Source organism: Paraburkholderia lycopersici (genome assembly GCF_900096975.1).
Taxonomy (GTDB): Bacteria; Pseudomonadota; Gammaproteobacteria; order Burkholderiales; family Burkholderiaceae; genus Paraburkholderia; species Paraburkholderia lycopersici.
In genome coordinates, this window is record NZ_FMYQ01000036.1 from 1 (window position 1) to 21,246 (window position 21,246).

Here is a 21,246-nt window from a genome sequence, read left to right on the forward strand (position 1 = left end):
ACGACCTGAAGACCGTCGATATCCTCGTCGAGCTCGGCAGGCGCCGCATGGTAGGCGGCCAGGAAGACATGATCGTCGATGTGGCGCTTGATCTGAAAAAGCGCCAGGAAGCACTGCAGTCCTGAGCAAGCGCGCCGCGCGTCGCTTTCACGCGATGCGCGGCGTAGCCACAGATAGCCGCCGGAAAGAGCGGCTCGCATATCGATATTGGAGACTTTGATGACGTCGCGAAACGGGAGTGCCGGAGGAAACGGAACGAGCAGCAAGGCAACGATCGCCCTGTGCCTGGCGATTGCGCTGCTCGAAGGGCTGGACCTGCAATCGGCGGGCGTAGCCGGACCGCGCATGGCGAAGGAGTTTCATCTCGCCGTGGCGCAAATGGGCTGGGCGTTCAGCGCGGGCGCCATCGGCTTGTTGCCGGGCGCGGCGCTGGGCGGGCGGCTGGCCGACCGCCTGGGCCGCAAGCGCGTGCTCATGTGGTCGGTGACGCTGTTCGGGCTGTTCTCGCTCGCCACGACGATGGTGTGGAACTTCGAGAGCCTGCTCGTCGCGCGTCTGCTCACCGGTCTCGGTCTCGGCGCCGCCATGCCGAACCTGATCGCTCTGTGCTCGGAAGCGGCGGGGCCGCAGCAGCGCAGTACGGCGGTGGGTGCGATGTACTGCGGCATGCCTTTCGGCGCGGCCATTGCGGCCGTGATCGGCATGCTCGGCACGGGCGACGCGAGCTGGCGCCACGTGTTTTATGTCGGCGGTCTCGGCCCGATCGTGATGGTGCCGCTGCTGGGCCTGTTCCTGCGAGAGTCGCAGCAGTTCGTGGCGGCGAGGGCATCGAAGGCGGCGAAAGAAGGCACGCCGGGCGTGGCCGAAGCGCTCTGGCGTAACGGCCGCGCGCGTACGACCATTGCGCTGTGGATCAGCTACCTCGGTACGCTGATCGTGCTGTATTTCCTGATGAACTGGCTGCCCTCCATGGTGCTGGCGCGCGGCCTCTCGCGCGTGCAGTCGAACCTCGTGCTGATGATGTTCAACATCGGCGGCGGCATCGGTGCCGTTGCGATCGCAACGATCATGGATCGCTTCGGACGCCGCGGCACGGTGATCGGTATGTATGTGGGCATCGTGATCGCCCTCACGGTGCTCGCGGGCGCGGGCGGCGCAAGCTCGACGGCCGTGGGCGGTCTGCTGTGCGGCTTCTTCATCGTGGGCGGCCAGTCGGTGCTCTACGCCCTCGCCGGCCATGCTTACCCCACGGAAGTGCGCGGCACGGGCGTGGGCGCGGCCGTGGCCGTGGGGCGCCTCGGCTCGATTCTCGGGCCGCTCGTGGCGGGCCAGTTGTTCGCGCTTGGCCAGAGCCCGTCGATGCTGGTGGGGTCGAGCATTCCGCTCGTCGTGGTCGCGGCGCTCGCTGCGCTTAGCGTGGTGGGCGCGTCCCGGCGGCGCGGCGCGCTCGGCGCGCAAGGCGCATGAAATCGAGGAGGAGAGGGCGCACGCCTTCTCCGGCATGAGTTATTACGTTTTAGAGGATGGTCAACATGACTGTTACGGCACAGGCAATCACGGAAGCCTCGACGAGCAAGTTCGCCCGCGTGAAAGACGGCGAAGTCGAATTCCAGATTCACTACAACGATGCGGGCGAAGGCGCTGAAACGATCGTGATGCTGCACGGCTCGGGTCCGGGCGCGAGCGGCTGGGCCAACTTCAACCGCAACGTGGAGCCGCTCGTCGCGGCCGGCTACCGCGTGATCCTGATGGACTGTCCGGGCTGGAGCAAGAGCGATCCTGTCGTCTGCACGAGCTCGCGCTCCGACCTGAACGGCCGTGTGCTGAAGGGCTTGCTGGACGTGCTCGGCATCGAGCGCGTGCATATTCTCGGCAATTCGATGGGCGGCCACAGCGCGGTGGCGTTCGCGCTCGCCAACCCGCGGCACGTGGGCAAGCTCGTGCTGATGGGCGGCGGCACCGGCGGCCCGAGCAGCTTCGTGCCCATGCCGACCGAAGGCATCAAGCTGCTGCAAGGCCTCTATCGCGACCCGACGATCGAGAACCTCAAGCGCATGATGAACGTGTTCGTCTACGACGCGAGCGCGCTCACCGACGAGCTGATGCAGACTCGCCTCGAAAACATGCTCGCGCGCCGCGATCACCTCGAAAACTTCGTGAAGAGCCTTGCCGCATTTCCGAAGCAGTTCAGCGACTACGGCCCGCGCCTTGGCGAAATCGCCGCGCCCACGCTCGTGATCTGGGGCCGCGACGACCGTTTCGTGCCGATGGATGTCGGCCTGCGTCTGCTGGCAGGCATGCAGAACGCGCAACTGCACGTGTTCAACCGTTGCGGTCACTGGGCGCAATGGGAGCATGCGGAAGCATTCAACCGCATGGTGATCGATTTCCTGAAGCACTAAGGCGCGAACGCCAGGGAAGCGGCCGCGCGCTGCTTCACTGCGTGCGCGACGATACGGCGTGCATCACGGTACGCCTTTTTTTGAGCCCACGGATTGAGCGTCTGCTGAACGGTCGCAATGGCGTCGTTCGTGCCGGTCGATGGTCGACCGGTCGCGAGAGGGATGGCGCGTGCGGTTGCTACGATTTCGGCATCGCTCGCCGCGACTGCGGAGATCGAACCGGATCGGCAAGCTCCTGCAGCAGCCAGTCCCGAAACGCGACGAGCACGGGATGGCGCTGCGCGCGCTCCGGATAGACCAGATAGTACGAACGCGAGCTGGCCACGGCTTCGAAAGGACTATGGAGCCTGCCTTCCTTCAGTTCGTCCTCCACCAGCATGCGCGGGACCAGGCCCACGCCGATGCCGGCCACGACCGCCTGAATCAGGTGCGAGGTCAGCTCGAAACTCGGCCCCGGCAGCAGCGCATCGTGCGGCAAGCCAAAATGCGCGCACCATTCGCGCCAAGCGTCGGGAAAGCTGCGCACGCGCAGCAGCGTGAGGCCTTCGAGGCCAGCGATCGTCGGCGCAACGGGCCGCCGCCGTGACTTTCGCACGACCGGCAACGTTGCGGCATTGCCGACCAGCACCAGTTCTTCCGCGTAGAGCCTGTGCGCCGTCACGCCCGGCCAGCGCCCGTCGCCCACCACGATGGCGGCGTCGAGGTCCGGAGTCGAAAAATCGGCGGCTTCGATGCGTGAATCGAGATCGATCTGCAAGTCCGGGTGCGCCTGATAGAAGCGGTGCAGGCGTGGCAGCAGCCACTTGGCGCCGAACGTCGGCAAGGTTGCGACGCGTAACTGCGTTTTCGGCGCGTTGGCGGTGAGGGCCCGCAGCGTCGCGCTGCGGATCGACGTGAGCGCTTGGGAAATTTCGGCCATATAGGCGCGGCCAATGTCGGTCGGCACGATGCGCTTGCCCTCGCGCGCGAAGAGCGCCAGGTCGAGCATGGCTTCGAGCGCCTGTACCTGGCGGCTCACCGCGCTTTGCGTGAGCGAAAGCTCTTCGGCCGCACGTGTGAAGCTCTCATGGCGCGCCGACGCCTCGAACGCGAGCAGCAGCGACATCGAAGGCGTGAGCTTGCGGTAATTCATTCATAAACCTCATGATCTACCCAACTAACATACGTTTGCCTGGCGCGGGTCCAGGCACGACAATGCCTTGCAAGAACGGGGCACATTATGCCTCGCCGGGAGACCAGGAGAGTCGACATGGCCATTGCCAGGCTTGCCGTAGGCGAATACGGCAACCCGCTGATCCGTCAATTTTTGCATGAATTGCGGGTATCGGGTTTCGATGGCGACGTGGACACGAGCCATGCCACGCGCACGGTGCTCGCCACGGATAATTCCATCTATCAGCGTTATCCTCGCGCCGTCGTGTTTCCGCGGCATGCGAAAGACGTCCAGCGTATTGCGAGCCTGCTGGGGCGCGAGGCGTTCCGCGGCGTGGCCGTGGCCGCGCGCGGCGGCGGTACGGGGACGAACGGGCAATCGCTGACCGAAGGCATCGTGGTCGATATGTCGAGGCATATGAACAGGATTCTCGAAATCGATCCTGTCGCGCGTACGGCCAGGGTGGAAGCCGGCGTCGTCAAAGACCAGCTCAATGCCGAATTGCGGCGGCATGGACTTTTTTTCGCGCCGGAACTTTCGACTTCGAATCGCGCGACCATTGGCGGCATGATCAGCACGGACGCGAGCGGGCAGGGCAGCTGCACGTACGGGAAAACGCGCGACCACGTGCTGGCGCTCGAAACGATACTGGCAGGCGGGGAGTCTTTGTCGAGCGCGCCCGTCGATCGCGCCGCGCTCGCGGCGCTATGCGCGCGCGAGGACAAGGTCGGTGAAATCTTTCGAACCGCGCGCGATATCAGCGAACGCGAAGCGGACTTGATACGCGAGCGCTTTCCCGATTTGAACCGCTGCTTGACGGGTTACGATCTGGCGCACCTGCGGGATTCCGCGGGACGCTTCGACATCAACAGCGTGTTGTGCGGCTCGGAAGGCACGCTCGGCTTCATTGTCGAAGCGACGCTGAACGTGCTGCCGGTTCCGAAGCATGCGGCGTTGGTCAACATCCGCTACGAGGGCTTCATGGACGCGCTGCGCGACGCGCGCGCATTGATGGCGCATCGTCCGCTCTCGATCGAAACCGTCGATTCGACGGTGCTGCGGCTTGCGCGGGAAGACATGGTCTGGCAAAGCGTGGCCGCGTATTTTCCCGACGACGACATTGATGGCGGCGCGAACGGCATCAACCTGGTCGAATTCAGCGGCGACGACGCAAACGCGTTGCGCGCGCGTATCGCGGCGTTCGTCGAGCACCTGCGCGCGGACGCGAGCGTGAAGCGCCTCGGCCACACGATCGCGGACGGCGAGGCGGCGATCAAGCGCGTCTATGCCATGCGCAAGCGCGCCGTGGGCTTGCTCGGCAACGCGCGCGGAGCGAGCCGCCCGCAGCCTTTTGTGGAAGATACGGTGGTGCCGCCCGAGAATCTCGCCGACTACATCGCCGAGTTTCGCGCGTTGCTCGACGGGTTCGGCCTGCGCTACGGCATGTTCGGCCACGTGGATGCGGGGGTGCTGCATGTGCGTCCCGCGCTCGACATGCGCAATTCTGACGAGGCCGCGCTCGTGCGTCCGATCTCGGACGCGGTGACCGCGTTGACGCTGAAGTACGGCGGGCTGCTGTGGGGCGAACATGGCAAGGGCGTGCGCTCCGAATACGTGCCTGCGTATTTCGGGCCCTTGTATCCGGCGCTTCAGCGGCTGAAGGCGGCCTTCGATCCGTACAACCAGCTCAATCCCGGCAAGATCGCCACGCCGGCTGGGATTGGCGCGACGCTGCTGAAGATCGACGCAACGCCGCTGCGCGGCGAACTGGACCGTCGCATCGACGAGCGCGTCTGGCAGGCGAACGCCGACGCGGTTCACTGCAACGGCAACGGCGCCTGCTACAACTTCGACCCGGACGATGCCATGTGCCCTTCGTGGAAGGCGACGCGCTCGCGCGTGCATTCGCCGAAGGGTCGCGCCTCCCTGATGCGCGAATGGTTGCGGATGCAACAGGGCGCGGGGGCGGATCTCGCCGCGCCGGCGGTCGCGGAGGCGCTGCCGGTGCGTATCGTCAACAGCATGCGCAAACTGGCAGGCGACCACGACTTTTCGCACGAGGTCTATGACGCGATGGCGGGGTGCCTCGCGTGCAAGTCGTGCGCGGGACAGTGTCCAGTCAAGGTCAGTGTGCCCGAGTTTCGCGCGCGCTTTCTGGAGCTTTATCACACGCGCTATTTGCGGCCGTTGCGGGACTATCTGATCGGCGGCCTCGAATTCGCCGTGCCGCGCGTCGCGGCGGTGCCTGGCGCCCGGAGCATATACAACGCGCTGATGAACGCGCGTCCCGTCAAATCGCTGCTCGCGCGCGGCCTTGGGATTGTCGATAGCCCGTTGCTGAGTACGGGGCCGTGGCGCGATGTGCTGCGCAGATCGGGCGCGGAGCCGGCGACGCCGGGGCGGATCGCCATGCTCGGCAGCGCCGAGCGTCGGCGCAGCGTGATCGTGGTTCAGGACGCCTTCACGCGCTACTTCGAGATGCCGGTTGCGGCGGCGTTTCTGGAGCTTGCCGCGCGTCTTGACTTCAAGGTGTTCGTTGCGCCCTATCTGCCGAACGGCAAGCCGCTGCACGTGCAGGGTTTTCTGCCGCAGTTTCGTCGCGCCGCGCGCCACAACGCGGCGCAACTGGTCGCGCTCGCTCAGACTGGCGTGCCTTTGGTCGGCGTGGACCCGGCCATGACGCTCGTGTATCGGCAGGAGTACCGGAAGGTTGCGGGAATCGACGGCACGCCCGATGTCCAGTTGCCGCAGGAATGGCTGCTCGGCGCGCTGCACGCGCGAGGGGCCGCTGCGGGACGTGCCGCGTCGTTTCGCCTGCTGCCGCATTGCACCGAGCGCAGCAACGCCGGCGTTGCCGCTGGCTTATGGAAGGACGTATTCGCAGCGGCAGGTCTTGCGCTCGCCATGCCCGCTAGCGGCTGTTGCGGCATGTCGGGCACGTATGGTCACGAGGCGCGCAATCGCGAGACGTCTGCGAAGATCTTCGGCCAGTCCTGGGCACGGCATGTCGACGCGGCATGCACGGGCGCGCATCCCCAAGCCGAATTGCTCGCCACGGGTTATTCGTGCCGTTGCCAGGTGAAGCGGTTGCGCGGGCGGCAGTTGCGGCATCCGGTTCAGGTGTTGCTGGAGATGTATCGATGATCCGGATGCCTGACGATGTTCAGACGATCCCGGTCGAGTAATAGACGGCGATGACGAAGAACACGGCCAGCGTCTTGATCACCGTGACCGCAAAGATATCCCGATACGATTCGCGGTGCGTGAGCCCCGTCACGGCGAGCAGGGTGATGACCGCGCCGTTGTGCGGCAGCGTATCCATGCCGCCGCTCGCCATCGCGACCACGCGGTGCAGCACCTCCAGCGGGATATTCGCGGCCTGAGCGCTCTTGATGAAGAGATCGGACATTGCCGCGAGCGCAATGCTCATGCCGCCCGAAGCCGACCCGGTAATGCCGGCGAGCGCGCTCACCGAAACCGCGGCGTTCACGAGCGGATTCGGAATGCTCTTGAGCGCGTCGCTCACGACGATGAAGCCCGGCAGCGCCGCGATCACGCCGCCGAAGCCGTATTCCGAAGCGGTGTTCATCGAGGCGAGCAGCGCGCCTGCCACCGCCGCTTTCGTGCCGTTCGCGAAACGCTCCTTCACGCGGCCAAAGGCCGTCACGATCACGAGTACGATGCCGGCGAGCAGCGCGCCCTGAACCGCCCAGATCGCCACGACCTGCTTGACGGTGGCCGTGACCGGCGCATGGATGCCGGGCAGCACTTCGGGCGGAACCGTTACGGTATCGCCGTACCAGACCGGAATCCAGTGCGTGAGCAGGAAGTTCGCCACGCCGACCAGCACGAGCGGCGCGACGGCGAGGACCGGGTTCGGCAGATGCTCGGTCTTCACGTGCTCCGGTTCGTTCACGAGCGAGGTGCCGTAGCCTTCGCCTTTCGCCATCGCGCTGCGGCGGCGCCATTCGAGGTACGTGAGCCCCACCACGATGATGAAGAGCGAGCCGATCACGCCGAGCGCGGGCGCGGCCCACGCCGTGGTCTTGAAGAAGGTGGTCGGAATGATGTTCTGGATTTGGGGCGTGCCGGGCAGCGAATCCATGGTGAACGAGAACGCGCCAAGCGCGATGGCGCCGGGCATGAGGCGCTTGGGAATGCCGCTCTGGCGATAGAGTTCGGCGGCGAACGGATAGACCGCGAAGACCACCACGAAGAGCGAAACGCCGCCGTAGGTGAGCAGCGCGCATACGGCCACGATCACGGCATTCGCACGCGAGCGGCCGATATAGCGGATCGCGGCGGCCACGATGGCTTCGGAGAAGCCCGATAGTTCGATCACCTTACCGAATACCGCGCCGAGCAGGAATACGGGGAAGTAGAGCTTCACGAATCCGACCATCTTTTCCATGAAGATGCCGGAAAAGACCGGCGCGACAGCCGTGGGATCGGTAAAGAGGACCGCGGCGAGCGCGGCGACGGGCGCGAAGAGAATCACGCTGTAACCGCGGTACGCGGCGAGCATGAGGAACGCGAGAGCGGCGAGAACGATAACAAACGACATGAGGTCTCCTGCGGATCGATCGTGTTGCGCGGTATGGCTGCTTGCGGGATCCAGGCTTTTGATGCGGCCTTTCGTGCGGCCTTCGTGCGGCGTTTGATGCGGCGTGGCCGTGGTGCGTCGCAGCGATTGTAGCGAAACGATGTGTCTCGTTATTGCGAGCGTGGCCGCGCGCTCCTATCGTTGCGAGAGGGAAAGCGGGTATCGGACGGCGAGGAAACAGTCAATGAGCGTAGTCGGTACGGACGGGCGCGGCGTGCGGCACGCGCGGGCGGCGCGGCTGGCGTCCGTTTGCGTCAGCGTATTGATGGCCTTCGCGGCGCGCGGCGCGGTGGCCGAAGCGCCGGACGCCGGGCGCAAGAACTGGTACAACGATCCGTTCTTCGCGCTTTCGGACGCGATAACCGCCTGTCCGCAGCCGCTCGGTCCGTTGATGACGAAAGCCGAAGCCGACGACGACGCCCACTATCGCGTGGAGCGCGGCACGACCTGCTGGCTCGCGCACAAGTGCTCGAAGCCGAATTCGTATCTTTACGACGCCGACATTGCAGCGGCAATTCGCCGACACCTGCAAGGCGACGCCATGTTCGCGGGCACGAGCATCTGGATCACGGTACAGCGCCGCTTCGTCTATGCGGAAGGCTGCGTGGGCGCGGGTTTCGACGAGGCCGAGCTGGAGCGCAGGCTTTCCGCGGTTGCCGACGTGGAGCAGGTCTTCGTGCGGCTGACTTCGGATCCGCACGGCACGCTGCCTTACAAAGCCCTCGCGCCGGCGCCCTGAGCGGGCAGGCGCGGCGCTCGCTGCGATGGCGCGCAGGCGGCTCGCGGCGTGGCACAATCGCATCGTCGAAAAACTAGAAAGCCCGTCGGGGTGCTCCAATGACTCGTCCTGGTTCGTCGTTGTTCCGTTTGCGCAAACTGCCGTTCGCCGCGTGCGCTTTGATCCTGATCGGGGCGCTTGCCGCGTGCAGCAGCGGGCCGCCGCTGTTTCTTTCGGACGGCCGCCCGACGGTCCAGGTGCAATGCCCGGCCTCGGGCGATCGCGATTCGTGCGCGCAGCAGGCCCGCGCCCGCTGCGACGGCGCGGGCTACGACACCGTCGCCCAGTCCACCGAGGGCGCCAACTACACGTTCGTGTTCGCCTGCCGCAAGGCGCAATGAGCGCGTGGCGCGCTACTGACCTCGACGCTCAGTTTTCGGCGGCGGCGCTTGCGCCGCGCGCCGGCAGATTCAGCAAGAGGCGCAGCAGATCGGGTTGACGCCGCGTTGCCGTCTTCTGAAAGATCGATTGCAACTGTTTGCGCACGGTGTCGTGCTGCACGCCCACATGTGCGGCGATTTCCTTTTGCGTGAGACCTTCCGCGAGCAGCAGCGCGATCCGGCATTCGGCCGGCGAGAGATCGAACGCCGTGGCGAGCACCTGCTCGTCGACGAGCGGCGCGGACCGCGGATGATAAAACGTGAGCGCCGCGAAGGCGCGCAATTCGGCGGCCGAGGCGTCTTCGGCCGTGACCACGTTGTAGAACGCGTAGAGCACTTCCTGCTGGCCCGCCGCGAGCTTCGTTGACGCTCGCTCGCCGAGCGGCGCCGGCTGCCCGGCGCCGGTTTCGCCGTGCGGCCGCGTTGCAAAAGCGGCGTTGGCGGCATCGGGCGCGATGGAGCCGATATCGCGGCCGACGATGCGCAGCGCCCGGAAGCGCGCCGCCGCCGCGCGCGCGCCGGTCGCCCGGCTGCGCAGCCGGGCCTCGCTCACGGCGATATCCTCGAGCAGGCGCGCGTGGTGAGGCGGAGCGAGCGTGAGCCGCCGCCCGCGCATCCGTACGAGCGTGGTCGCCTTCAGGAGCCGCTGCGCGGGCTCGTTGCTGTGGAGCACCTCGCCCAGCGCGCTGACGAGCATGGCCGGGGGGCGTGAGCGGTTGGCGAGCGTGTCGGCGTTCAACGTGAAGCGGCGCGCATAGAGCCGCACCGCGCGGATGAGATGCGGCGTGATCCGTTCGAGCATTTCGCGGTGCTCGCCTGGGAGCGGTCCTGCTTCGGCGCGGGCGCTGCATGCGAGCATGACCGCGAGCTCGTGTTGCTCGACGAGCTTGCACAGCGCCACGCAGCGATGGCCGTTGTCGGGCGGGCAGAGCTCGAAGCCGATGGTGGCGCCATCGGCGTCCGCACGGTCCGGCCCGACGCCGCAGTGCAGCCACTTGCCCGCCGGAAAAGCGCGCAGCCACGCAAAACGCGCGTCGTCGCGGTAGAGCGGGCGAATGCGTTCAAGCGGTTCCGCGCTCGCGAGCGCGAAACCGTCGCTCCAGGAAAACAGATCGCGCTGCCTGTCGAAGGCGAACAGATGAATCGACGCCACGCCCATCGTTTCGCGCAATTGCGCGCAAAAATCCTTCCAGGCGCAAGGATTCTCGATCGTTTCGTAAATAGCATGCAGCAGGCGATCGTATTGTGTTTCGTTTGTTTTCACGCCGTTCTCATTGTTCATATTGCGGACGCGTAATCCGGCGCATAATGCACCCCGCATAGCGTTCCACAATTGAGGAATATACAGACGCAATAGCCCCCGTTAATCTGCGTTCCGGTATGGATGCGGATTTAACGTCAGCGTGGATGAGCGGCATCCGGAATTCCGTGCGGTATCCAACGGATAGGCGGGAGCGCAAGTCTTATTCTGATCTGACGTTACCAGTGAGACGCAAAATTTGCCGCAACGCGCATTGCGCGCGGTAAATCCGGCAGCAGGAAACCGTCGATTATCCGCTGCGTGCGGAAAAGCGGCGACGTGACGAAAGTGAGCGCGCGCTATTTTGTGCCGCTCGATAAAACTTGTCATTACCGGGGGCAGCGATGAATCACCATCAACTCGAAAAGGATATTGAGCACCTCGAACACATCATCGGGCGGCTTTCAGGTCGCGATCGTATTCCGCTTTCTTATTGGCGCGGCCGTCTCGATTCGGTATCGACCGCGAATCTGGTTCCATCGCAGATGTTGCGCGTAAAGCGGCTCAACGAAGCGTTGCGTGCGCTCGAAAGCCGTCTGGAACACGATTCGCTGCGCCAACCCGATCGCTAGCGCCAACGCTTGGCGCGGGTTGAAAAAAAGCGCGCTGCCCGGGACGCTCGGACTCCAAACCGGTCACAATGGCACTCTCGTGACTGAACTGGAGATGATGTTTCATGCCGAGCTACAAGCAATTGACCGCCCAACTGGAGAAGCTCCATAAGGAAGTCGCTGCGGCGCGTGAAAAGGAGATTGCCGAGGCGATCGCCGAGATCAAGGAAAAGATCGCGGAGTACGACATCACCGCTGAAGAACTGGGTTTCGCGAGCCGCCGTGCGGGGCCGGCACGCAAGAAGGCGCTGCCTGCCCGCTACATGAACCCGAAAACCGGCGAGACATGGAGCGGCCGCGGCCGTACCCCGGGCTGGCTGGCGGGCAAGAACCGCGAACGCTTCCTCATCAAGGAATAACCCGCCCGATCCGGCCGCGCGCCCCGTCGGGGGTGCGCAGGCTGTTTGCTGCCGGCATTCGTTTGTCCCGAAAAAGCTCACCTCAGAGGCCGCGCTTCGCGGGCCAGCAAGGGGCGGCGCGGACGAGCAGGGCAGCCGCCTGGCGTACAACTGTCTGGCGCGAAAGGGAATTTTCGTGAAGGTGGGGTGCGCTCCGTGAATCCGGATGCGGGCCGCCGGGGCGCGCGTCGCCTCGTCCTGTAAAAGCTCACCGTTCGGCAGCTAGCGCGAGCCGCGGCCGGCCGCCCCTGAGCCGGCTTGCCCATGCACGCATCAAACCTTTAGTCGACGGCTCGAATGCCGTGTATCATTCGGTCCCGGCGCCGTTCCGCGCGGGCATCCCAGGATTTTTCCGATCGCTCGTGCTATTTTCCGCGCCTGGCGCGGTCCGCGCACTTGCCGCATATGCACCCGCATTTGCCGCAGTTGCCACAGAAACCCGCTCGCAAGCGCCGCCGCGCTCGCCGCAACCCCCGCCGCGCGGCGCGGTTGCCCGAATTCATCAGTGATACCCGCCCTATCCATGTCAGTAGCCGAACTCAGACGCCGCCGCACGTTCGCGGTCATTTCTCACCCGGACGCGGGCAAGACCACGCTCACCGAAAAGCTGCTGCTGTTTTCGGGCGCGATCCAGATCGCCGGCACCGTGAAGGGCAAGAAGAGCGGCCGCTTCGCGACCTCCGACTGGATGGAGATCGAAAAGCAGCGCGGCATTTCGGTCGCGAGTTCGGTCATGCAGTTCGAGTACGGCGACGCCGTCATCAACCTGCTCGACACGCCGGGCCACGAGGACTTCTCGGAAGACACCTACCGCGTGCTGACAGCCGTCGACGCGGCCGTGATGGTGATCGACGGCGCGAACGGCGTGGAAGCGCAAACGCTCAAGCTGCTCGAAGTCTGCCGCAGCCGCAAGACGCCGATTCTCACGTTCATCAACAAGCTCGACCGCGAGGTGCGCGAGCCGCTCGACCTGCTCGACGAAATCGAGCAGCACCTCGGCGTGGCCGCCGTGCCGTTCACCTGGCCCATCGGCATGGGCAAGGAGTTTCAGGGTGTCTACGACATCCAGCGCGACCAGGTGCGCGTGTTTCGCGCGGGACAGGAAACGCTCGGCGGCGCGGTGGAAACGCTGCAGGGCATTAGCGACGAAGAAGGCGAAGCGCGCTTTGGCTATCACTGGAAGCGCACGAAGGAAGAAGTCGAGCTGATTACCGGCGCGACGCCCGCATTCGACCGCGACGCGTTCCTGGCCGGCGAGCAGTCGCCGGTGCTGTTCGGCTCGGCGATCAACAACTTCGGCGTGAAGGAAATTCTCGACGCGCTCGTCGATCTCGCGCCGCCGCCCTCGCCCCGCATGACCGTGCAGCGTCCGGTGTCGCCCGACGAGCCCAGGTTCACGGGCGTCGTGTTCAAGGTGCAGGCCAACATGGACCTCGCGCACCGCGACCGCGTGGCGTTCATCCGCGTGTGTTCGGGCCGCTTCGAGCGCGGCATGCAGCTCAAGGTCACGCGCAACAACAAGACCTTCCGCGCGAACAACGTGGTGAGCTTTCTTTCGCAGCGCCGCGAGACCGTGGCCGAGGCCTATCCTGGCGATATCATCGGTATTCCTAACCATGGCACGCTGAGCCTCGGCGATACGCTCACCGAAGGCGAAGACCTCCAGTTCACGGGCCTGCCGTTCTTCGCGCCGGAAATCTTCCAGACCATCGAAGTGGTCGACCCCATGCGCGCCAAGCAGCTTGGCGAAGCGCTCAAGCAGCTTGGCGAGGAAGGCGCGATCCAGGTGTTCCGTCCGCTGCACGGCGGTTCGACGATCCTCGGCGCCGTGGGCCAGCTCCAGTTCGAAGTGGTTTCGCACCGTCTCTCGGCCGAGTACAAGGTGGACGTGCGCATCATGCCGGCGCGCTATCGTCTTTCGCGCTGGGTCACCTGCGACGATCCCGCCGAGCTGCGCCGCTTCACCGACTCGTACGCCGCCCGCATGGCTTACGACGCGTCGAACGCGCCGACGTATCTCGCTTCGCACGTATCGGAAATCGAGGTCGCGCAAAAGGCCTGGCCGAAGATCGTCTTCAACGAACTGCGCGAGCACTCGGGCGCGCCGTTCCGCAAGTCGATGTAAAACATGCGGCGCGCTCGCGCCGCATTCTCGAACCGCCTTTCTTCTCGCACACGGCGGTGAATGCGCGGTCGACGCGGCGTGCGACCTCATGCCGCCGCGACTGCGCGCACTCGCGCCGGGCGAAAAACGCGCATCGCCTGCGCGCTTGCCCTATCCTCTCCTCGTAGCGGTAAAACCCGAAAAACCGGCGTCCGCCCTCTGTGCGCGCGCCTGGCAGACAACGAGGAGTCCCTGTGACCGTACGCAATCTCGACGCGGTGTTCCAGCCGAAATCCGTGGCCGTGATCGGCGCCTCGCGGCGTCCCGGCAGCATCGGCAACATGGTGTGGCAGCGGCTGATCGAAGGCGGCTTCACGAGCCCGCTGTGGGCCGTGAATCCGCGCCATGCGGGCGACGTCGAGGCGTTCGACGGCCGTCCCGTTCTGGCCGACGCGGGCGACCTGCCCGAAGCCCCCGGCATCGCGATCATCTGCACGCGGCCCGCCACGTGGCCCGCGCTCGTACACCGGCTGGGCGGCATGGGCACGCGCGCGGCCATCATCGTGGGCGAGGCGCGCGACGAGGCCGATCACGCCGACTTGCGCCACGCGCTGGCGGCGGCGCGCCCGCACCTGCTGCGCATCGTGGGGCCGGGCAGTCTCGGCGCGCTCACGCCCGCGCTCAACGCGCAACTGGGCGCGGCGGCTTCGATTGCGCGCAAGGGCGGCGTGGCCTGGGTCTCGCAGTCCAACGCGCTCACCAATGCCGTGCTGCGCTGGGCCGCCCCGCGCGGCCTCGGCTTTTCGCACGTGATCGCGCTCGGCGACGAAGCCGACGTCGACGTGGGCGACGTGCTCGACTACCTCGCGAGCGACCCGGGCACGCGCGCCATCCTGCTCGAAGTGGACACGATCCGCGCGGCGCGCAAGTTCATGTCGGCGGCGCGCGCGGCGGCGCGCAACAAGCCCGTGCTCGCGCTGAGGAGCGGCCGCGACGACAAGGGCGACGCCCTCTACACGGCGGCGTTCCGGCGCGCGGGACTCGTGCGCGTCGATACGCTCGACGACCTGCTCGATGAAATCGAAACGCTCGGCGTGGGCCGCGTGGCCGCGAGCGACACGGCCACGCTCATCACGAGCGACCGCGGCGTGGCGACGCTCGCGCGCGACGCCTTCACGAAAGCCGGCGACACGCTCGCGCGCTGGGACGACTCGGCGCTCGCGGCCATCCATGCCGCGCTGCCGCACGCGCAGTCGGACAATCCGCTCGTGCTCGGCGAAACGGCGAAGCCCGAGCACTTCGGCCTCGCGCTGCAAACGCTCGCCACGCAACGCTCTAGCGGCACGGCGTTCATCGTGCACGCGCCCACGCACAGCGCGCCGGTGGACGACGTGGCGCGCACGCTGATCGAGCATCAGCGCTTCGCGTATCGCGGCATGCTGGCGTGCTTCTTCGGCGGCGTGGAGGAGAAAACGCGCGACGAGCTGCACGCGCACGGCATTCCCGTGCACACCACGCCGCGGCGGCTCGCGCGCGCGTTCGCGCGTCTCGTCGATTACCGGCTGGGCCGCGAGCTGTTGATGCAGACGCCCGAAACGATGCCCGCGCAAGGCCCGGCCGCGATCGAGGCCGCGCAGGGCGAGGCGCGCGCGGCGCTGGCGACCGGGCGCACGGAGCTCGAAGGCGAGGAGGCCGCGAGGCTGCTGGCGCGATTCGGGCTCGTCACGCAGGCGCAGGACGAGCCGGGCGTCAAGCCCGTGGTCGACGTGACGGTGGAATTCCGCGACGACGAGAACTTCGGCCCGGTGTTCCGCTTCGTCGCGCCGTCGCCGGACGAGATTTCGCCGCCGCTGCGCGTCTACAGCCTGCCGCCGCTCAATCCCGTGCTGTCGCGCGATATCGTGGCGCGCTCGCCCTATGTGCGCTACGTGGCGCCCGAGCCGACGCTGGCCGCGCTCACCGAGCTTTCGCAAGTGGTGTGCGAGGTGAGGGAGATCGTGGGCTTGAATTTGACGTTGCGCGTCCTGCACGGGGCGACCGTGGTCGTGGCGCCGCGCCTGAAGCTCGCGGAAAATCGCAGCCGCTTTGCGATCATGCCGTATCCGCGCCGCCTCGAAGAAACGCTCGACTGGCACGGCGAACGCCTCACGATCCGGCCGATCCGCCCCGAGGACGAAGCGATGCACCGCACGTTCGTCGAATCGATGACGCCCGACGATTTGCGCATGCGTTTCTTTTCGGCGGTGCGCAGCTTCGACCATACGCAGCTCGCGCGCATGACGCAGATCGACTACGACCGCGAAATGGCGCTTCTCGCGATCGTCGAGGGCGAGGACGGCCAGCCGCGCACGCTGGGCGTGGCGCGCGCCGTGGCCGACCCGGACAACGAGACCGCCGAGTTCGCGGTCGCTATTCTTTCGAATCTCAAGGGGCGCGGCCTCGGGCACCTGCTGATGTCGCGCATCATCGAGTACGCGCGCTCGCGCGGCACGCACTGGCTGCTCGGCGAAGCGCTGCGCGAAAACGCGCCGATGATCGGCCTCGCGCGCGCCTGCGGCTTCACCGTCACGCCGACGGAAGATCCGGGCGTGGTCGGTTTTCGCATGCCGCTCGACTGAGTCGAAGCCGGCGTTTGCCGCTTACGCCGCGAGCTTCGCGAGCGCGTCGTCGATCTGGCCGCGCGTGAGCGACAGCTCTTCGAGCCAGGCGTCGCCATACTGCGCGCCGGTTTCCTTTTCGAGGCGCGCGATCGTCGCGGCGCAGCGCGCGGCGTCCTTCGGCGTGGCGATGAACGCCTTGATCGACTGGCCGCCCTGGAACGCCTCGAACAGCGGCGTGCGGATTTCCTCGGGCAGCGCGCGCGTGGTCCACTGATGCGTCTTGCCGTTGAAGGTCAGCGAAGGCGGCAGCACGCGCTCCTTGCGCGTGGCCGGAATCAGGCCGAAGTTGCGCGCGGCCTCGGCGATCTGCCCGGCCGTGAAAAGCTCCTCGGGAGCGATCTCGAACCGGGCGATGGCGGTTTCGACGGTCTTCATCGCATCGGCGCGGTCATCGCGCTTTTTCTGCGCGCGCGCGACGATGTCGCGCAGCTCGTCGGCTTCATCGGCTGTGATCGTGAAGCTCGCCTGTTTCTGCTGAAGCTCGGAAAAGCGCTGGAATTCTTGATCGGTCAGAAGTTTCGCCATGGATTTCGAATGCGCGGCCGCCGCGCGCCCGCTGTTTGCGAGCAAGGGCGACGGGCCGGTTTTTTGGGAGGGCCGCCATTCTAACCGTTTTGCGCGCGGTTTCCACCTCGCGCGAGGGCGCTCGCAAGGGGACGCATGTGCGTCCCGCGCACTGGGGTGCGATCCGGCCTGTCCGCGCGAGCGGCGTCGATCGCAGGCGTCGGAGCGGGAGGCGCCCGTCGCGCCGAAGCCGGCCTGCCCGGGTTGCTCGTATCGCGCCCTACGCCGCGCCTTGCTCCCGGAACATCGACAAGCTCTGCACGCTCGCGCGCAGCATATGCGTCGCTTCGTCGAGCGAGGGCGCGATGTATTGGTCGATGCGCTTGAGAAACGGACAGGTGAGCGCGGCGATCGCCTGTCCCGAAGGCCCGAGCACCGGAAACGTCACGTCGGTCACGCCGAAGATCTGCTGGCTGTCCTTGCGCGAGTAGCCCGCCTCGCGCACCTGCGCGCACGCGGCCTCCAGCGCCGCGCGGTCGATCGTTACCTCGCCCTTCACCTTCGTATGCTCCGCGAGCATGTGGGCGCGCTGCTCCGGCGTTTGCCAGGCGAGGAGCGTGCGGCCCGAGCTCGTATCGACGAGACCGACGCGCGAACCCGGCCGCACGGCGATGCCCCACGTACCGGGACCGTCCACTTGTGCGATCACGAGCAGGTTGCCGCGGTCGTACACCGTGAGATGGCAGGACTGCTCGGCATCGTCGGCGAAGCGCTGCATGAGCGGCAGCGCTTCGCCGATCAGGCGCTCTATCGGCGGATGGCGGTGCGCGAGCGCGAAGAGCTTCAGGCTCAGGGCGTAACGGTCGCCGGCTTCCGAGCGCACGGCGTACTGCCGCGCCACGAGCCGCTCGAGCATGCGGTAGATCTCGCTCGCGTTGCGCCCGAGCGCCTTCGTGATTTCGGCGCGCGTGAGACCGCCGCGCTGCTCCGCGAGCAGTTCGAGGATGTCGAGCCCCTTGTCGAGCGCGGGCGCGCGATAGCGGTCGCCGTCGTCTTTCTCATCGGCTTCTTCGGGCACGTTGTCCATCTGGCCTTTTTTCGCGTTGTTTTCCATTCGATCGTCCCCAGGGAAATCACGGACCCATGCTGCACCGCACATTCCTTGACCCACGGCCGTGCGTATATGAATAATGCGTTCATTGGTGAACGTGTGCCAGCGTCATCTGACCGGATGGACACCCGGTAGAAGTCCTGACGATTCAGGAAGCGGGCGGCACGCGCAGCACGATCCCGTCCGGTTTCGAGACGGGGCGAACCGCGCATCGGCTTTCCCGTTATCCGCGACAATGCCGGTGGTGCGAGCTCGAAGCCGGAAGCGCGCGGGCACCAGGTGTTTATCTTCACGTACAAGATCTTCTGGGCGGCCGTCCGGCGTGCCGGGCCGCGCCTGCGCGTGCCGATTCTCGAAGCCGCGCACCAAAACGCAATCGTTGTGGAGACAGCCATCCCAAGGAGATTGCAGGCTATGCCGCAGGAACATCCCCCCAAGGTGGCGCGCAGGCGCCGGATCGGACGCACCGCGCTCGAGGTGACTGCGCTGGGTCTCGGCACCGCGCCGCTCGGCGGCCTGTATCGCGATCTGTCCGACGAGGAGGCGCTGGCCACGGTCGATGCCGCGTGGCAAGCCGGCATCCGTTTTTTCGACACGGCTCCCCACTATGGTCACACCAAGGCCGAGCACAGGCTGGGCGCCGCGTTGCGGCGCTACCCGCGCGAGGCGTACGTGCTTTCCACCAAAGTGGGCCGCCATTTCGTGCCGCGCACGCACACCTATGACGGTAGCGAGGGCTGGCAAAACCCGCTGCCTTTCGAGGCGATCTACGACTACACGCGCGACGGCATCCTGCGCTCGTTCGAGGATAGCCAGCAGCGGCTCGGCGTTGTCGATATCGACATCCTGCTCGTGCACGACATCGGCCGCTACACGCACGGAGACCGCAACGCCCATTACTGGCGGCAACTGGGCGAAAGCGGCTTCAAGGCGCTCGACGAACTGCGCAAGGCGGGCGCGATCAAAGCGGTCGGTTTTGGCGTGAACGAGCGCGAGGCGATACTCGAGGCGATGCGCGAATTCGACATCGACTGCGCCTTGCTCGCAGGTCGCTACACGCTGCTCGAACAGGCGCCGCTCGACGACCTGCTGCCCGAATGCGAAAGGAAGGGCGTGAGCATTCTGCTTGGCGGCGCGTTCAATTCGGGGATCCTCGCGCGCGGGTTGCTCGGCGATCTCAAGTTCAACTATGGCGATGCGCCGCGCGACGTGGTCGAGCGCGTGGCGCGGCTCGATGCGATCTGCCGGACCTGCGACGCGCCGCTCGCCGCGGCGGCGCTGCAGTTTCCCTATGCGCACCCGGCCGTGGCGACGGTGCTCAACGGCGCGCGCAGCGCGAACGAGGTGCGCGAGAACGTCGCTTCGTTCGAGACGCCGTTGCCGCGCGAACTGTGGCTCGCGTTGCGCGACAAGGGGCTTGTCGATCCGCGTGCGCCGCTTCCTCTGGACTGAGCCATGTCTACGCCCGGGACCGTCGATGCGCACCAGCACTACTGGGATCCCGCGCGCGGCGACTACGGCTGGCTCAGGCCAGACATGACCGTGCTGTATCGCGCATACGGTCCCGCCGATCTCGCGCCGTTGCGTGCGTCGTGCGGCGTCGCGCGCACGGTGGTCGTGCAGGCCGCGCCGAGCGTCGAGGAAACGCGCTGGCTGCTCGATCTCGCGCGCCACGCGCCTTCGATTGCGGGCGTGGTGGGCTGGGTGCCGCTCGACGATCCGGCCGCCGGCACGCTGATCGCCGAACTCGCGCGCGAGCCGAAGCTGCGCGGCGTGCGGCCCATGCTCCAGGACCTGCCCGACGACGACTGGATCGCGAACGCCGACACCGCAAGCGCCGTCGACGCGCTCATCGCGCATGACCTCGCGTTCGATGCGCTCGTCTTCACGCGCCACGCGAATGCGCTCGCCACATTTCTCGCGCGCCATCCCATGTTGCGCGTGGTGATCGACCACGGCGCGAAGCCGCCCATCGCCGCCGGCGGTGAAAGCGGCTTTGCCGCGTGGTCGCGGGCCATCGGGCGTTTTGCGCAGTTTCCGCAAGTGCATTGCAAGCTTTCGGGCCTCGCGACCGAATCGGCGCCGGGCTGGGACGACGCCACGCTGGCGCCGTGGGTTGCGCGTCTGCTGGCGGCGTTCGGCGCGAAACGCCTCATGTGGGGCAGCGACTGGCCGGTATTGAACCTGAACGGCGACTACCGGCGCTGGCACGCCAGCGCGCAACGGCTGCTCGCCGGGCTTTCCGAAGACGAACGCGCCGCCGTGTTCGGCGGCAACGCGGCCGCCTTTTATCGGCTGCGGCCCGATTCCGCCGGTTAGAAAGCGTCCGCTGAACGCCGCGAGGCGCACGGGCGTCGCCATAATGGCCGTTTGCGTCGTCCCGACTTCTTTCCGCGATTTCATCGCTCGAACGCGGCATGGGGCGCTTACTGCAATACCGGGTATCGCCGTGCCGCGCTTCCAACCGGAGTGGCAGATGGTACAAAGACTGGCCGGCAAGACGGCCTTGATCACCGCGGCGGGTCAGGGCATCGGCTACGCGGCCGCCGAACGGTTCGCGCGCGAAGGCGCGCGCGTGATCGCCACGGACATCCGCATCGACGCGCTCTCGGCGTTGCCGGTCGAGGCGCGCAAGCTCGACGTGCTCGACGGCGCGGCAATCGCCGCGCTGGCGAAGGAACTCGGCGCGATCGACGTGCTGTTCAACTGCGCGGGTTTCGTGCACGCGGGCTCGATACTCGAAGCGAGCGAGGAAGATTGGGACTTCGCATTCGATCTGAACGCGAAAGCGATGTACCGGACCATCCGCGCCTTTCTGCCGGGCATGCTGGCGGCGGGCGGCGGGTCGATCATCAACATGTCGTCGGCGGCGTCGAGCGTGAAGGGCGTGCCCAACCGTTTCGTGTACGGTGCGTCGAAGGCGGCTGTGATAGGGTTGACGAAGGCGGTGGCCGCCGATTTCGTGACGCGCGGCATTCGCTGCAATGCGATCTGCCCGGGCACGGTGGCGTCGCCCTCGCTCGAAGAGCGCATCGCGGCACAGGCGGCGGCGCAAGGCACGAGCGTCGACGCGGCGCGCGCCGCGTTCGTCGCGCGCCAGCCGATGGGGCGCGTGGGCAAACCCGAGGAAATCGCGGCGCTCGCGCTTTACCTCGCCTCGGACGAATCGGGATTCACCACCGGCCAGGCGCATGTGATCGACGGAGGGTGGTCTAACTAGTTCGCCCCACGCCGCACTGACC

At 66.5% G+C, this 21,246-nt stretch carries 17 protein-coding genes and 1 pseudogene; 13 read left to right on the forward strand and 5 right to left on the reverse strand.

All coding sequences use genetic code 11. From position 1 onward, the window contains the following. The 3 genes and pseudogenes from BLU17_RS28230 to BLU17_RS28240 all read left to right on the forward strand — a co-directional run. Positions 1-125 (forward strand): annotated as a pseudogene (locus BLU17_RS28230) (4-hydroxy-2-oxovalerate aldolase); the annotation flags it as partial. A gap of 94 nt (positions 126-219) precedes the next feature. Continuing rightward, positions 220-1,467, forward strand: a complete 1,248-nt coding sequence (gene mhpT, locus BLU17_RS28235) for a 3-(3-hydroxy-phenyl)propionate transporter MhpT (RefSeq protein WP_092004689.1) — start codon at positions 220-222, stop codon at positions 1,465-1,467. A 65-nt stretch (positions 1,468-1,532) separates the two neighbouring features. After that, entirely contained in the window at positions 1,533-2,402 is an 870-nt protein-coding gene (locus BLU17_RS28240) for an alpha/beta fold hydrolase (protein ID WP_092004800.1), read from the forward strand. A 178-nt stretch (positions 2,403-2,580) separates the two neighbouring features. On the opposite strand, the gene BLU17_RS28245 is transcribed toward BLU17_RS28240, so the two are convergent. After that, positions 2,581-3,534, reverse strand: coding sequence for a LysR substrate-binding domain-containing protein (locus tag BLU17_RS28245; RefSeq protein WP_092004692.1), 954 nt, complete (start codon positions 3,532-3,534; stop codon positions 2,581-2,583). 117 nt (positions 3,535-3,651) lie between these two features. Here BLU17_RS28245 and ydiJ point away from each other — a divergent pair, with 117 nt between their 5' ends. After that, a complete protein-coding gene (gene ydiJ / locus BLU17_RS28250) occupies positions 3,652-6,699 on the forward strand; it encodes a D-2-hydroxyglutarate dehydrogenase YdiJ (RefSeq protein ID WP_092004695.1) in 3,048 nt (1,015 codons plus the stop codon). Positions 6,700-6,718: 19 nt separating this feature from the next. Here ydiJ and BLU17_RS28255 read toward each other — a convergent pair whose 3' ends face one another. Then, complete coding sequence (locus BLU17_RS28255) at positions 6,719-8,119, reverse strand: GntP family permease (RefSeq protein ID WP_092004698.1); 1,401 nt, start codon at positions 8,117-8,119, stop codon at positions 6,719-6,721. A 304-nt stretch (positions 8,120-8,423) separates the two neighbouring features. Here BLU17_RS28255 and BLU17_RS28260 point away from each other — a divergent pair, with 304 nt between their 5' ends. Beyond that, entirely contained in the window at positions 8,424-8,897 is a 474-nt protein-coding gene (locus tag BLU17_RS28260; RefSeq protein ID WP_245747053.1) for a BON domain-containing protein, read from the forward strand. A 128-nt stretch (positions 8,898-9,025) separates the two neighbouring features. Beyond that, entirely contained in the window at positions 9,026-9,277 is a 252-nt protein-coding gene (locus BLU17_RS28265; RefSeq protein WP_245747051.1) for a hypothetical protein, read from the forward strand. 28 nt (positions 9,278-9,305) lie between these two features. Here the strand turns inward: BLU17_RS28265 and BLU17_RS28270 are convergent, their stop codons facing one another. Further along, positions 9,306-10,580 carry a helix-turn-helix transcriptional regulator gene (locus BLU17_RS28270; protein ID WP_143189365.1) on the reverse strand — a complete coding sequence of 425 codons (1,275 nt, stop codon included), beginning with the start codon at positions 10,578-10,580 and terminating at the stop codon, positions 9,306-9,308. Between the two features lie 380 nt (positions 10,581-10,960). Here BLU17_RS28270 and BLU17_RS28275 point away from each other — a divergent pair, with 380 nt between their 5' ends. The 4 genes from BLU17_RS28275 (at position 10,961) to BLU17_RS28290 (ending at position 16,347) form a co-directional block, all read left to right on the forward strand. Beyond that, positions 10,961-11,188 (forward strand): hypothetical protein, encoded by a 228-nt coding sequence (locus BLU17_RS28275; protein ID WP_092004706.1) that lies wholly within the window; start codon positions 10,961-10,963, stop codon positions 11,186-11,188. 104 nt (positions 11,189-11,292) lie between these two features. Continuing rightward, complete coding sequence (locus BLU17_RS28280) at positions 11,293-11,586, forward strand: H-NS histone family protein (RefSeq protein ID WP_092004708.1); 294 nt, start codon at positions 11,293-11,295, stop codon at positions 11,584-11,586. 562 nt (positions 11,587-12,148) lie between these two features. Beyond that, the gene (locus tag BLU17_RS28285; protein ID WP_092004710.1) at positions 12,149-13,750 is read left to right on the forward strand and encodes a peptide chain release factor 3; all 1,602 of its coding nucleotides are present in this window, start codon (positions 12,149-12,151) and stop codon (positions 13,748-13,750) included. Between the two features lie 233 nt (positions 13,751-13,983). Beyond that, a complete protein-coding gene (locus BLU17_RS28290; RefSeq protein ID WP_092004713.1) occupies positions 13,984-16,347 on the forward strand; it encodes a bifunctional acetate--CoA ligase family protein/GNAT family N-acetyltransferase in 2,364 nt (787 codons plus the stop codon). A gap of 21 nt (positions 16,348-16,368) precedes the next feature. Here BLU17_RS28290 and BLU17_RS28295 read toward each other — a convergent pair whose 3' ends face one another. Further along, a complete protein-coding gene (locus tag BLU17_RS28295; protein WP_092004806.1) occupies positions 16,369-16,914 on the reverse strand; it encodes a hypothetical protein in 546 nt (181 codons plus the stop codon). 259 nt (positions 16,915-17,173) lie between these two features. Continuing rightward, a complete protein-coding gene (locus tag BLU17_RS28300; RefSeq protein WP_245747052.1) occupies positions 17,174-18,007 on the reverse strand; it encodes an IclR family transcriptional regulator in 834 nt (277 codons plus the stop codon). Between the two features lie 411 nt (positions 18,008-18,418). Between BLU17_RS28300 and BLU17_RS28305 the strand changes: the two genes are divergently transcribed. The 3 genes from BLU17_RS28305 (at position 18,419) to BLU17_RS28315 (ending at position 21,224) form a co-directional block, all read left to right on the forward strand. Further along, positions 18,419-19,456 (forward strand): aldo/keto reductase, encoded by a 1,038-nt coding sequence (locus tag BLU17_RS28305; protein WP_092004716.1) that lies wholly within the window; start codon positions 18,419-18,421, stop codon positions 19,454-19,456. A gap of 3 nt (positions 19,457-19,459) precedes the next feature. Next, positions 19,460-20,323: an amidohydrolase family protein gene (locus BLU17_RS28310; protein ID WP_092004719.1), complete on the forward strand. Its 864-nt coding sequence runs from the start codon at positions 19,460-19,462 to the stop codon at positions 20,321-20,323. 157 nt (positions 20,324-20,480) lie between these two features. Beyond that, positions 20,481-21,224, forward strand: a complete 744-nt coding sequence (locus BLU17_RS28315) for an SDR family oxidoreductase (RefSeq protein WP_092004722.1) — start codon at positions 20,481-20,483, stop codon at positions 21,222-21,224. The last annotated feature ends 22 nt before the right edge of the window (positions 21,225-21,246 follow it).

Coding starts and splice junctions, on each gene's coding strand:
- mhpT (WP_092004689.1), top strand. CDS start 220: ATGACGTCGCGAAACGGGAGTGCCGGAGGAAACGGAACGAGCAGCAAG.
- BLU17_RS28240 (WP_092004800.1), top strand. CDS start 1,533: ATGACTGTTACGGCACAGGCAATCACGGAAGCCTCGACGAGCAAGTTC.
- BLU17_RS28245 (WP_092004692.1), bottom strand. CDS start 3,534: ATGAATTACCGCAAGCTCACGCCTTCGATGTCGCTGCTGCTCGCGTTC.
- ydiJ (WP_092004695.1), top strand. CDS start 3,652: ATGGCCATTGCCAGGCTTGCCGTAGGCGAATACGGCAACCCGCTGATC.
- BLU17_RS28255 (WP_092004698.1), bottom strand. CDS start 8,119: ATGTCGTTTGTTATCGTTCTCGCCGCTCTCGCGTTCCTCATGCTCGCC.
- BLU17_RS28260 (WP_245747053.1), top strand. CDS start 8,424: ATGGCCTTCGCGGCGCGCGGCGCGGTGGCCGAAGCGCCGGACGCCGGG.
- BLU17_RS28275 (WP_092004706.1), top strand. CDS start 10,961: ATGAATCACCATCAACTCGAAAAGGATATTGAGCACCTCGAACACATC.
- BLU17_RS28280 (WP_092004708.1), top strand. CDS start 11,293: ATGCCGAGCTACAAGCAATTGACCGCCCAACTGGAGAAGCTCCATAAG.
- BLU17_RS28285 (WP_092004710.1), top strand. CDS start 12,149: ATGTCAGTAGCCGAACTCAGACGCCGCCGCACGTTCGCGGTCATTTCT.
- BLU17_RS28295 (WP_092004806.1), bottom strand. CDS start 16,914: ATGGCGAAACTTCTGACCGATCAAGAATTCCAGCGCTTTTCCGAGCTT.
- BLU17_RS28300 (WP_245747052.1), bottom strand. CDS start 18,007: ATGGAAAACAACGCGAAAAAAGGCCAGATGGACAACGTGCCCGAAGAA.
- BLU17_RS28305 (WP_092004716.1), top strand. CDS start 18,419: ATGCCGCAGGAACATCCCCCCAAGGTGGCGCGCAGGCGCCGGATCGGA.
- BLU17_RS28310 (WP_092004719.1), top strand. CDS start 19,460: ATGTCTACGCCCGGGACCGTCGATGCGCACCAGCACTACTGGGATCCC.
- BLU17_RS28315 (WP_092004722.1), top strand. CDS start 20,481: ATGGTACAAAGACTGGCCGGCAAGACGGCCTTGATCACCGCGGCGGGT.